The organism is Pseudomonas sp. MDT1-16 (assembly GCF_054898115.1).
Map to the genome: position 1 here is coordinate 3,455,494 of NZ_CM142717.1, position 11,905 is coordinate 3,467,398.

Here is an 11,905-nt window from a genome sequence, read left to right on the forward strand (position 1 = left end):
GGCCAGCATTGCTGCTGACCGGGCTTTTTTACATCCGAAACGGCTTAGTCGGTGGAGAGCACGCCACGACGAACCTGGTCGCGTTCGATGGATTCGAACAACGCCTTGAAGTTGCCTTCGCCGAAACCATCGTCGCCTTTACGCTGGATGAACTCGAAGAACACCGGGCCCATCAGGGCTTCGGAGAAGATCTGCAGCAGCAGACGCTTGTCGCCCGACTCGGACGAACCGTCCAGCAGAATGCCGCGCGACTGCAGTTGATCAACCGGCTCACCGTGATTCGGCAGGCGGCCTTCGAGCATTTCGTAATAGGTTTCAGGCGGCGCGGTCATGAAGCGCATGCCAATGCTTTTCAAATGATCCCAGGTCTTGATCAGGTCATCGGACAGGAAAGCAACGTGCTGGATGCCCTCGCCGTTGAACTGCATCAGGAACTCTTCGATCTGACCGGCACCCTTGGACGACTCTTCGTTCAACGGGATGCGAATCATGCCGTCCGGCGCGGTCATGGCCTTGGAGGTCAGGCCGGTGTATTCGCCTTTGATGTCGAAAAAACGGATCTCGCGGAAGTTGAACAGCTTCTCGTAGAAGTTGGCCCAGTAGGCCATGCGACCGCGATACACGTTGTGGGTCAGGTGGTCGATGATCTTCAGGCCGGCCCCGACAGGGTTGCGGTCAACGCCTTCGATGAACACGAAGTCGATGTCGTAGATCGAACTGCCTTCGCCGAAACGGTCGATCAGGTACAGCGGCGCGCCGCCGATGCCTTTGATCGCTGGCAGGTTTAGCTCCATCGGGCCGGTTTCGATGTGAATCGGCTGGGCGCCCAGTTCCAGGGCCCGGGAAAACGCCTGCTGGGCATTCTTGACGCGGAACGCCATGCCGCACACCGACGGCCCGTGCTCGGCCGCGAAGTACGAAGCGACGCTGTGAGGTTCGTTGTTGAGGATCAGGTTGATCTGGCCCTGGCGATACAGGTGCACGTCTTTGGAACGGTGGGTCGCGACCTTGGTGAAGCCCATGATCTGGAAGATCGGCTCCAGGGTATTCGGGGTCGGCGATGCAAACTCGATGAATTCAAAGCCCATCAGGCCCATTGGGTTTTCGTATAAATCTGCCATGGTTGGCGCCTCATCATTTTCTTATCAATTAACGGATCGTTAGTTGCTAGCAATGCTGAGACCGGCGGGTGGTGCGCAGGAGATGCCCCGCACGCTGCGGGCGAGGAAGTCACCGTAGATTAATTGAAACCCAAAACTCTTCATTGTCGACCCAAGGCTCTTGCGGGCGAGGCTTCTGCTGCCAGAAGACGATTATTCTTATATGCGTAACCCGATTCTACACAGCGTAAATCGGTTTGTCCGCCTTCTGTATCAAATCCTCTTTCTCCCTGCTCGCGCAAGGGGTTTGTTGCACAGGAAAATCCCCGCGAGGATCAGCCCTCCTCCCAGGCACATCGTCAGGGTCAACTGCTCGCTCAACAGCAGCGCACCGAGGATCACCGCGGTCAGCGGGTTCAGGGCGATGAACACGCCTGAGCGCGTCGCGCCGATTTTGCGAATGCCGTCGTAATAACCGATGTAGGCCAGCGCCGAGCCCACTACGCCTAGGTACATCAGGCTCAACCATTGCTTTGGCCCGAGGCTGGCAACTGCAGCAACACTCAACTCACCGCAAACAGCACTGGTCACCCACAGCATCAGCGTGCCCAACAGAATTGAGTACGTCACCGTTTGTACCGGGCCTAGCGTCTGGTTCAGATCTTTGGAGAACAGCGAATAAACGCCCCAGCCGAGAACACAGCCAAATATCAAAAGATCGCCTATCCAGGCATCGGGATTGCCGGCCAACAATTGCGGGTTACGGCTAACGATCACCAGGCTCGCTCCAGCAATACAGATCGCAATCCCGATGACTTTTGCTCGACTCAAGCGTTCCTTGAATAACAACCATGATGCCAGGCCGATCACCGCTGGATTCAACGCCACAATCAATGACGCCCGTGAGGCATTGATGTATTGCAAACCATAAAAGAAGCACAGGTTGTAGAAGAAGATCCCGAAAAAACCCAGCAGCGCCAATTGCAGCCATTGCCTTGGGCGGGGTCGGGCGAGCGGCACGCGGGCCAGTAGTAGAAACAGCAGCAACGCCACGCTGGCCAGCAAGAATCGCAGGCTGGCGGCAAACAAGGGGCTGAGGCTATCAGACAGAAACCGCCCGGCGACAAAAGTGCCGCCCCAGATCATGGTGACTGCAGCCAGTTTCAGATAAACCGGCACATCCGAAGGGTTGGACAGGCTCTGCTCACAGGTTGTCATAGGTTTCCAGAACGAGATATCGGGGAAGATGACGTATCATCTAGCTAATACCTTGTCATCGTAAAATGAGTAAACAGTCATGACCCTTACCCAACTGGAGATTTTTTCTCTGGTCGCCGAGCTTCACGGTTTTACCGCGGCAGCCAATCGCCTGGGGATTTCCCAATCCGCGGTCTCTCACGCCCTCAAGTCGCTGGAACAGGAATTGGGCGTGGAGCTGCTGCGTCGGCATCAATCCCAGGTCGAACTCAGCGACATCGGCCAACAGCTTTTGCCGCGCGCCCGGGCGATGCTGGGCCTGGCTAACACCTTGCGCCAGGAAGCGGCCGATGCTCGCGGAATGAAACGCGGTACCTTGCGCATCGGCTCATTCGGCCCGACCTCATCAATCAAACTGCTGCCGCTGATCCTGCAGCATTACCGCGCGGCTCATCCGGGCATCGAGGTCCACATAGACGAAGGCCCGGACCGGCAGGTGATCCAGTGGCTGGAGGAGCGGCGTATCGATATCGGCTTCGTGGTGTTGCCTGAGGATCGATTCGACACCTTTGCGCTGATCAAAGACCAGATGGTTGCGCTGCTGCCCGTCAATCATCCGCTGGCCCGTCGAGACAGCCTGAGCTTGAGCGATTTGTGTCACGACCCCTTTGTGTTGACCGAGGCCGGTTCTTCGGAACTGGTGTCGCGACTGTTCAGTGCCGCCCGGCTGACACCGAACGTCCGTTATCGCTGCTCGCAACTCCTGAGTACACTGGATACCGTTGGCCGAGGCGATGCGCTGACGGTCATCGCCGAAGGCTCATTGCCCCACGACCTCGACAGTCGCTACGTGAAAAAGCCACTGTCGCCTCCGGTCGCACGTCAGGTGGGTCTGGCGGTGCTGGACCAGCGCCAGTCATCACCTGCAGCGCTGGCCTTTATCAAATTGGCCGAGGGTCTGAACTACCGCTGAGCGGCACACGCGCCAAGAGCCATCTATCATGGCCTTTACCTGAACTCTTTTTGGAAGGCGTCCCGTCCTGCCAGCATTTGAGAGCCCTATTTCATCGTTACAGGTTTCGCAAATGCCGCTGAACGTCAAAACCCGCCGCAAACGCAGCGTCAGGATGGCTGTGACTTTACTGAGCGGAGTACTCCCGGTGCTGCTGGGGTTCGCCATTCTCTATATGCAGGCTGAACGCGCACTCAAACACAGCACCGAGCAGACCGCCGAAGAAGCCATGCGCCAATTCGAATTGATGCTCGACAACGCCGCTCAGGCCGCGCACGAATTGCTGCCACTGGCCGGGCAAAATTGCAACGACGTCTAGCTGGCCCCGCACCAACAGGTCACCCGCCGTCCATTCGTGCGCTCGACCAATCCGGTGCAGGACAACAACCTTTATTGCAGTTCGCTGTTCGGCGACTATCAGGAAAAGGTCAATCCCGGCGACTACCCCAAGGGGAAACCGCGGAGCAAGGTGATTATCTGAACGCTCACGGCGTGAACTTCCTGCAAGGTTATCTGTTCGGCCGGCCGATGCCCGGCGCAGAGTTCATTAACGCATTAAGTCACCATTAACTAGCGGCTCTAATCGACGAGACAAGGAGACCGCGCACCCATTTGATTCAAAAGACTACTGTTGTTACATGAAGAAAAAGACAGGATTTACTCTTGATCAATTAACTACTACAATTTTTCATGCCTGCGCAAGATTGGCAGGTGAGCCATTATCACCGAGTCGCCTCAAGGCTCTTGGCTTATAGCTTTGTTTGCGGTTGGTATCAGCCAAACACACTATTGGAGTAAAGATATTGTCCAGACTCGCTGAATTTCGTGCAGCTGAAAAGGCCCTTCAAGAGCAGCTTAAACAGCTGGAGTCCCTGAAGAACGATGCCGGGCTCAAGAAAGAAATCGAATTCGAAGAAAAGCTCCAGGGGCTGATGAAGACCTACGGCAAGAGCCTGCGCGACATCGTCTCTATTCTCGATCCGAACCCGGCAAAATCCGGCCTGCTACAGGCAACTGCGCCTAAAACCCGCCGCGCACGCGTGGTCAAGGTTTATCAGAATCCGCACACCGGTGAACTGATTGAAACCAAGGGTGGCAACCACCGCGGCCTGAAAGCCTGGAAGGAACAATACGGTGCGGCTACCGTTGATTCCTGGCTGCGCGGCTAAGCACTCGCGGTGACAAAAAAAAGCCCTGCCACTGCAGGGCTTTTTCATGGACGCCTTCTAAATGCAACGATTGGCGTCGATCAACTCACTACTTGTTGAGTAACTTTGGGTTTAATCCCTTTGGGTATCTAAAAATTTCAGAATGCGCTGAAACCGGCAGCCATTGAAATCCTTAACTAAAGTTTCAAGCTGTTACGGGCGGCCTCTATTTCATCCTGACTTGCCTTATAAGCCTCTGCCTGCCCCGCGTAGGAAAGAACATAGGCCTTATCGGCATCCACGGCGGCAACCAATGTTTGAGAGAGCACATGCCTTCCGTTCTGCGTGATCGTGCAGGTAGTTTCCAGCGCGGATAAGCGGCTCAAGGTCGTCGGGTGAATCTTGTTGCAGACACTTTGATAGCCGCCTTGAAAGAAGTCCTTCTGCACCGACTTGCGCATCTCCAGCAACACGCCTTGCAGATTCACCTGATGACCGCTTTCCACCTGAGTCATGGTCAACTCCATCACCATCACCGGCGTGCCGCCCTCATCGTTTTTCACCGCGCGCTGGCGGAACACCTGAGCGTTGGCGTCATCGTGCGGGACGGCTTCGACCTCCCAGCCGTTGGGCCAGGTCATGATTGGCTCGTCTGCGTGAGCGCAGGCAACCGCTGAGAGCACGCCAATCAGAACGAAGGAGGATTTACAGAATCGAATCATTGCGATGAACACCCACGGATAGAACCGTAAAGTTTGAGCCTCGCCCGTCTGTCAGGCAATAGCCGACGGTTTGGGTTTGGTGATGTCCGAGCCCTTGCGTATGATTATCGCCATTCGTTAGCCCCACTTATTTTCCGGAGGGCCCATGAGCCTGCACGAATTGAACACCTTCCCAGGCGTGACTGCCCAACCTGACACCGCCACCCAGAAGTTCGTCTTCAACCACACCATGCTGCGAGTCAAGGACATCACCAAGTCCCTGGATTTCTACACGCGCATTTTGGGTTTCTCGCTGGTAGAAAAACGCGACTTCCCGGAAGCCGAGTTCAGCCTGTACTTCCTGGCGCTGGTTGATAAAAACCAGATCCCGGCCGACGCCGCTGCTCGCACCGAGTGGATGAAGTCGATCCCCGGCATTCTGGAGTTGACCCACAACCACGGCACTGAGAACGACGCGGATTTCGCCTACCACAACGGCAACACTGACCCGCGCGGTTTTGGCCATATCTGCATCTCGGTGCCAGACATCCGCGTTGCCTGCGAGCGCTTCGAAGCGCTGGGCTGCGATTTCCAGAAACGCCTGAATGACGGTCGCATGAAGAGCCTGGCGTTCATCAAAGACCCGGATGCTTACTGGGTTGAAATCATTCAGCCAGCCCCGATGTAACACTCACCACAAATCTCCTGTGGGAGCGAGCAAGCTCGCTCCCACATTCCGAATGTGCGAAGTACAAAAAAACCCCATGATCGCTCATGGGGTTTTGTGTTTTCAGCGTCGGGTTTTATGCCGGGGCCGACGTCCGGATCAAGTGATCGAATGCGCTCAGGGAGGCTTTGGCGCCCTCGCCTACCGCAATCACAATCTGCTTGTACGGCACGGTGGTCACGTCACCGGCAGCGAACACACCTGGCATCGAGGTTTCACCACGGGCATCGACGATGATCTCACCGCGAGGCGACAACTCAATGGTGCCTTTGAGCCAATCAGTGTTGGGCAACAGACCGATCTGTACGAAGATCCCTTCCAGCTCGACGCTACGCAGCTCCTCCGATTGGCGATCCTTGTAACGCAGGCCGTTGACCTTCTGACCGTCGCCCATCACCTCAGTGGTTTGCGCACTGGTGATGACGGTGACGTTCGGCAGGCTGTGCAACTTGCGCTGCAAGACCGCATCGGCGCGCAGCTGTACATCAAACTCCAGTAGCGTTACGTGGGACACGATACCCGCCAGGTCGATGGCCGCTTCGACGCCGGAGTTGCCGCCGCCAATCACCGCCACGCGCTTGCCCTTGAACAGCGGACCGTCACAGTGCGGGCAATACGCCACGCCTTTGTTGCGGTATTGCTGCTCACCCGGGACGTTCATTTCACGCCACCGCGCACCGGTCGCCAGGATCACTGTCTTGGCTTTCAGGGTCGCGCCGCTGGCGAAGTGGACTTCGTGCAACTCGCCGTTTTTACCCGGCACCAACTTGTCGGCGCGTTGCAGGTTCATGATGTCGACGTCGTATTGCTTGACGTGCTCTTCCAGCGCCACAGCCAGTTTTGGCCCTTCGGTTTCCTGCACGGAGATGAAGTTCTCGATGGCCATGGTGTCCAGCACCTGCCCACCAAAACGTTCAGCCGCCACACCGGTGCGAATGCCTTTACGGGCTGCGTAAATCGCGGCCGAAGCACCGGCCGGGCCACCACCGACGACCAGTACGTCAAACGCTTCTTTGGCGCTGATCTTCTCGGCCTGACGCTCGATACCGCTGGTGTCGATTTTGGCGAGGATTTCCTCCAGGCCCATGCGGCCCTGGCCGAAGTTCACGCCGTTCAGGTAAACGCTTGGTACGGCCATGATCTGACGATCATCGACTTCGGCCTGGAACAGTGCGCCGTCGATAGCGACGTGGCGGATGTTCGGGTTGAGCACGGCCATCAAGTTCAACGCCTGGACGACGTCCGGGCAGTTCTGGCAGGACAGCGAGAAGTAAGTCTCGAAGCTGAACTCGCCTTTGAGCGAACGAATCTGTTCGATCACTTCAACGCTGGCTTTCGAAGGGTGGCCGCCGACTTGCAGCAACGCCAGCACCAACGAAGTGAATTCGTGGCCCATCGGGATGCCGGCGAAACGCAGGCTGATGTCGGCACCCGGGCGGTTGATCGAGAACGATGGCTTACGCGCATCGTCACCGTTGTCGAGCAACGTAATCTGGTTGGAAAGACTGGCAACGTCTTTCAGAAGTGCGAGCATTTCCTGGGATTTCGCACCGTCGTCGAGGGAGGCAATGATCTCGATCGGCTGGGTGACCCGTTCCAGGTATGACTTCAACTGGGCTTTAAGATTGGCGTCCAACATACGGGCGATTTCCTTGATTTTGTAAAAAGTCGATTCGAAAAAAAACGCCCGAGCGAATCTCGCCCGGGCGTTTTTTAAAGGGCGGTTGCAGCTTACTTAGGTGCGGAAACCCGCCCTGGTGATGCTTTTGTCACAGACTTAGATCTTGCCGACCAGGTCCAGAGACGGAGCCAGAGTGGCCTCGCCTTCTTTCCACTTGGCTGGGCAAACCTGGCCTGGGTGAGCAGCGACGTACTGAGCTGCCTTGATTTTACGCAGCAGTTCGGAAGCGTCACGACCCACACCGCCGTCGTTCAGCTCGACGATTTTGATCTGGCCTTCAGGGTTGATCACGAAGGTGCCACGGTCAGCCAGACCTGCTTCTTCGATCAGCACGTCGAAGTTGCGGGAGATGGCGTGAGTCGGGTCGCCGATCATGGTGTACTGGATTTTGCCGATGGCTGGCGAAGTGTTGTGCCAGGCAGCGTGGGCAAAGTGGGTATCGGTGGAAACGCTGTAGATTTCGACGCCCAGCTTCTGGAATGCGTCGTAGTTGTCAGCCAGGTCTTCCAGTTCGGTCGGGCAAACGAAGGTGAAGTCGGCTGGGTAGAAGAACACCACAGACCACTTGCCTTTCAGGTCAGCGTCCGACACTTTTACGAAGTCGCCATTTTTGTAGGCGTCAGCTTTGAACGGTTTAACTTGGCTGTTGATGATAGGCATCGATGACTCTCCGTCAGGGTTGAAAAGTTTGGTTGAGAAGTTGATGGAGTGGATCCTACCCACTCAATCGCCGGATGGCTCATTGGCAAAGCTCATGCTGCTCATTGGTTTTCGCTATTAGCCGAACGTATTAATAGAAGAAAACTTACTTAGCAGCGCCAATGGTTTTTTCCGCGAGGGGCGTCATCCCGAGAAACGGGCTGGGTTCAACATAGCGCATGGCGGACTTCATATCCTTCCAGCCCACGTAACTCATCAACGACTTCAAGTCCCACCCACTCTGATGGGCCCAGGTGGCAAAACCGCGCCGCAAGGAGTGACTGGTGTAGTGCTCGGCCGGAATGCCGGCGCGCTCCAGCGCCTGGCGCAGTAACGGGATCACGCTGTTGGCGTGCAGCCCCTCCTCGCTCAAGTTGCCCCAACGGTCGATGCCCCGGAATACCGGTCCACGGACCAACGCTGATTCAGTGATCCAGTCGATGTACGCCTGCACCGGGCACAGGCGCTGCAACGCTGGTGTCTGGTACGTTTTGCCGAGGTTTTCGCGGTCGCTTTTGGTTCGCGGCAAATAGAGCGTAATGCCTGAGCCGACAGCGGCTTGAACGTGCTCGATCTGTACCCTGCACAACTCATCGCTACGAAAGCCGCGCCAGAAGCCCAACAGGATCAGCGCCGTGTCTCGCCTGGCCCGCAGGAGTGCAGGTTGATCATTTTGAACCTTTGCTTCTGTAGCCTCCCGCTCCAGCGAGGCAACCACCTGCTCGAGATGCTGAAGCTGCAATGGCTGGGCCTGTTTCTCCTGAGCCGGGTGTAGCGCGCGAATGCCCTTGAAGACTTGGCGCACCACCGGCGCCTTGGTCGGGTCGGGAAAACCCTGGCTGTTGTGCCATTGCGCCAGTGCTGACAAGCGTAACTTCAAGGTATTGATCGACAGCACGCCCGCGTGAGCCACGAGGTAGCGCGCCACACTGTCGCTAGTCGCGGGCAGGAAGCCGCCCCAACTGACTTCGTAATGCTCGATAGCCGCCCGATAGCTGCGACGGGTGTTGTCGCGCGTGGCGGCCTGCAGATATCGATCCAGCTCACTCATCGGCTCAACTCTCTAAAACGTACCGCTTTGGCGGGTGAAAACGCGCTACAGCACTTATCACACGGGGTAATACCAGTATATCCCGTATCAAAAACTTACATTTTTTATCTTTCTTCATAGAATGGTACACTGTGTACCTTAGTGGTATGTACCACAGTACGAAATCGTAGGAGAAAACATGGCTCGCGGCGGCGTTAATAAAGCAGTAGTGCAAGCGGCACGTTTGGCGATCCTCGCCCGAGGCGAAAACCCCAGCATCGACGCGGTACGGATCGAGATGGGCAATACCGGCTCAAAAACCACTATCCACCGCTATCTGAAGGAGCTGGATGACGGCAGCGAGTGCGCCGAAACGCCTTCTGAGCCCATTGATGATGAGCTGGCAGGCCTTGTCTCACGCCTGGCGCAACGCCTCAAGGAGCAGGCGCAAGAACCCATCGACCAGGCACGCGCGCAGTTCGATCAGCAGCGAAAAGAGTTGGAAATACAGCTGACCGAAGCCCAACAAGCCAATACCGAATTGCATCAGCAATACGAAATTCAAAGCCTGGCACTGACTCAGGAATCCGAGGCACTGCAAGAAACTCGCTCCATGCTGCAGACCGAGCAAACCCGCAACGCCGGACTGAACCAGGCATTGGCCGATTTCGAGTTACGCTTGAAAGACAAGGACGAGCAGATCCGCTCCCTTGAAGAGAAACACCTGCATGCTCGCGACGCACTGGAACACTACCGCAACGCTGTCAAAGAGCAGCGCGAGCAGGAGCAGCGCCGCCACGAAAGCCAAGTGCAGCAGATTCAGATGGAATTGCGCCAGGCCCAGCAGAGCGCATTGGTGCGCCAGGATGAGATTACGCAACTGCACCGCGACAACGAGCGCTTGTTGACGGAGAACCGTGGCACCTTGAGAGAGCTGAGTCTGCTGCAGGATCAACTCAAACAAACCAATGCTCGACAGGATCAGTTGCTGGAACAGGTCAACCGTATTGACAGCGAACGCACCCTTCTCCAGGAACGCTTGCGCGCGGCTCTGCTGGAAAGCCAGTCGCTGAAGCAGAGCGTCGACGAGCAGTCGCAGATAAATAAAGGGTTGGCAATTGAGTTGCTCAAGGCTCAGGCGAGCCTGGATGAGAGCGTGCGCCTGGCGGCCGTCATTGAGACAGCGCCAGAAGCATCAGCGCCCCAAAAGGACGATTAACCCGCGACCGGCGTGCGCAGGGTGACGAACTCTTCGGCGGCGGTGGGATGCACGCCAATGGTTTCATCGAAATCGCGCTTGGTGGCGCCCGCCTTCAAGGCAATTGCCAGGCCTTGAACAATTTCCCCGGCATCCGGACCCACAATGTGGCATCCCAGAACCTTGTCGGTCTTGGCGTCCACCACCAGTTTCATCAGGGTGCGCTCCTGGCATTCGGTCAGGGTCAGCTTCATTGGACGGAAGCGGCTTTCGAAGATCACCACCTCGTGCCCGGCCTCCCGGGCCTCTTCCTCGGTCAAGCCGACCGTGCCAATGTTCGGCAGGCTGAACACCGCGGTCGGAATCATCTTGTAATCCACGGGGCGATATTGCTCAGGCTTGAACAAACGTCGCGCCACGGCCATGCCTTCAGCCAGCGCGACTGGTGTCAGCTGAACCCGGCCGATCACATCGCCAAGCGCGAGGATCGACGGTTCAGCAGTCTGATACTGCTCGTCGACCTCGACGAAACCTTTCTTGTCGAGTTTGACGCCGGTGTTTTCCAGCCCAAGATTGTCGAGCATCGGGCGTCGACCCGTGGCGTAGAACACACAATCCGCCTCCAGCACACGGCCATCCTTGAGGGTCACCTTCAGGCTGCCGTCGGACTGCTTGTCGATACGTTCGATATCGGCGTTGAACTGCAGGTCCATGCCGCGCTTGGTCAGCTCTTCCTGCAAGTGCTTGCGCACAGCACCGTCGAAGCCACGCAGGAACAGCTCACCGCGATAAAGCAACGTGGTCTCGGCACCCAGACCGTGGAATATCCCGGCGAATTCGACAGCGATGTAACCACCACCCACGACCAGAACACGCTTTGGCAGCTCTTTGAGGAAGAACGCCTGGTTGGAACTGATCGCGTGCTCGTGCCCCGGAATCTCCGGAATCTGCGGCCAGCCGCCGGTAGCAATCAGGATGTTTTTGGCGGTGTAGCGCTCGCCATTAATCTCGACCTGGTGCGGATCAACGATTTTGGCGTGGCCTTCATGCAAGGTCACGCCGCTGTTAATTAGCAGGTTGCGATAGATGCCATTCAAGCGATTGATCTCGCGATCCTTGTTGGCGATCAGCGTCGCCCAATCGAACTTCGCTTCGCCCGGCGTCCAGCCAAAACCTTGCGACTGCTCGAAGTCTTCGGCGAAGTGCGCGCCGTAGACCAACAGCTTCTTCGGTACGCAGCCGACATTCACACAAGTGCCACCCAGGTAGCGGCTCTCGGCCACAGCCACTTTCGCGCCAAAACCGGCAGCAAAACGCGCAGCCCGCACACCGCCGGAACCGGCGCCAATCACATAAAGGTCAAAATCGTAGGCCATTTTTTCAATCTCCTCGGCAGTCCACAAGCATACCCG

Annotated in this window: 11 protein-coding genes and 1 pseudogene; 5 read left to right on the forward strand and 7 right to left on the reverse strand. The window is 56.9% G+C overall.

Annotation, left to right across the window (positions count from 1 at the left end):
• Positions 1 to 44: 44 nt before the first annotated feature.
• Entirely contained in the window at positions 45 to 1,121 is a 1,077-nt protein-coding gene (gene hppD / locus ACYZT3_RS15750; RefSeq protein ID WP_282378210.1) for a 4-hydroxyphenylpyruvate dioxygenase, read from the reverse strand.
• A gap of 252 nt (positions 1,122 to 1,373) precedes the next feature.
• A complete protein-coding gene (locus tag ACYZT3_RS15755) occupies positions 1,374 to 2,318 on the reverse strand; it encodes a DMT family transporter (protein ID WP_462030256.1) in 945 nt (314 codons plus the stop codon).
• A 79-nt stretch (positions 2,319 to 2,397) separates the two neighbouring features.
• Between ACYZT3_RS15755 and ACYZT3_RS15760 the strand changes: the two genes are divergently transcribed.
• The 3 genes and pseudogenes from ACYZT3_RS15760 to ACYZT3_RS15770 all read left to right on the forward strand — a co-directional run bounded on the left by ACYZT3_RS15760 (position 2,398) and on the right by ACYZT3_RS15770 (position 4,478).
• Positions 2,398 to 3,270: a LysR family transcriptional regulator gene (locus ACYZT3_RS15760; protein WP_282378206.1), complete on the forward strand. Its 873-nt coding sequence runs from the start codon at positions 2,398 to 2,400 to the stop codon at positions 3,268 to 3,270.
• A 112-nt stretch (positions 3,271 to 3,382) separates the two neighbouring features.
• Positions 3,383 to 3,766 (forward strand): annotated as a pseudogene (locus ACYZT3_RS15765) (CSS-motif domain-containing protein); the annotation flags it as partial.
• A gap of 346 nt (positions 3,767 to 4,112) precedes the next feature.
• Positions 4,113 to 4,478 (forward strand): histone-like nucleoid-structuring protein, MvaT/MvaU family, encoded by a 366-nt coding sequence (locus ACYZT3_RS15770; protein WP_282378204.1) that lies wholly within the window; start codon positions 4,113 to 4,115, stop codon positions 4,476 to 4,478.
• Between the two features lie 176 nt (positions 4,479 to 4,654).
• Here the strand turns inward: ACYZT3_RS15770 and ACYZT3_RS15775 are convergent, their stop codons facing one another.
• On the reverse strand, positions 4,655 to 5,179 hold the full coding sequence (locus ACYZT3_RS15775) for a DUF4946 domain-containing protein (RefSeq protein WP_282378479.1): 525 nt from the start codon (positions 5,177 to 5,179) through the stop codon (positions 4,655 to 4,657).
• A gap of 145 nt (positions 5,180 to 5,324) precedes the next feature.
• Between ACYZT3_RS15775 and gloA the strand changes: the two genes are divergently transcribed.
• Entirely contained in the window at positions 5,325 to 5,846 is a 522-nt protein-coding gene (gene gloA, locus ACYZT3_RS15780; RefSeq protein ID WP_282378202.1) for a lactoylglutathione lyase, read from the forward strand.
• 115 nt (positions 5,847 to 5,961) lie between these two features.
• Here gloA and ahpF read toward each other — a convergent pair whose 3' ends face one another.
• The 3 genes from ahpF to ACYZT3_RS15795 all read right to left on the reverse strand — a co-directional run bounded on the left by ahpF (position 5,962) and on the right by ACYZT3_RS15795 (position 9,316).
• Positions 5,962 to 7,524: an alkyl hydroperoxide reductase subunit F gene (ahpF, locus tag ACYZT3_RS15785; RefSeq protein WP_282375769.1), complete on the reverse strand. Its 1,563-nt coding sequence runs from the start codon at positions 7,522 to 7,524 to the stop codon at positions 5,962 to 5,964.
• 138 nt (positions 7,525 to 7,662) lie between these two features.
• Positions 7,663 to 8,226: an alkyl hydroperoxide reductase subunit C gene (gene ahpC / locus ACYZT3_RS15790; RefSeq protein ID WP_192408334.1), complete on the reverse strand. Its 564-nt coding sequence runs from the start codon at positions 8,224 to 8,226 to the stop codon at positions 7,663 to 7,665.
• Positions 8,227 to 8,371: 145 nt separating this feature from the next.
• Positions 8,372 to 9,316, reverse strand: coding sequence for a site-specific integrase (locus tag ACYZT3_RS15795; protein ID WP_462030257.1), 945 nt, complete (start codon positions 9,314 to 9,316; stop codon positions 8,372 to 8,374).
• Between the two features lie 178 nt (positions 9,317 to 9,494).
• Here ACYZT3_RS15795 and ACYZT3_RS15800 point away from each other — a divergent pair, with 178 nt between their 5' ends.
• Positions 9,495 to 10,514, forward strand: a complete 1,020-nt coding sequence (locus ACYZT3_RS15800; protein ID WP_462030258.1) for a DNA-binding protein — start codon at positions 9,495 to 9,497, stop codon at positions 10,512 to 10,514.
• On the opposite strand, the gene gorA is transcribed toward ACYZT3_RS15800, so the two are convergent.
• A complete protein-coding gene (gene gorA, locus ACYZT3_RS15805) occupies positions 10,511 to 11,869 on the reverse strand; it encodes a glutathione-disulfide reductase (protein ID WP_462030259.1) in 1,359 nt (452 codons plus the stop codon). The two genes, ACYZT3_RS15800 and gorA, sit on opposite strands and share 4 nt — an antisense overlap.
• Between the last annotated feature and the right edge of the window lie 36 nt (positions 11,870 to 11,905).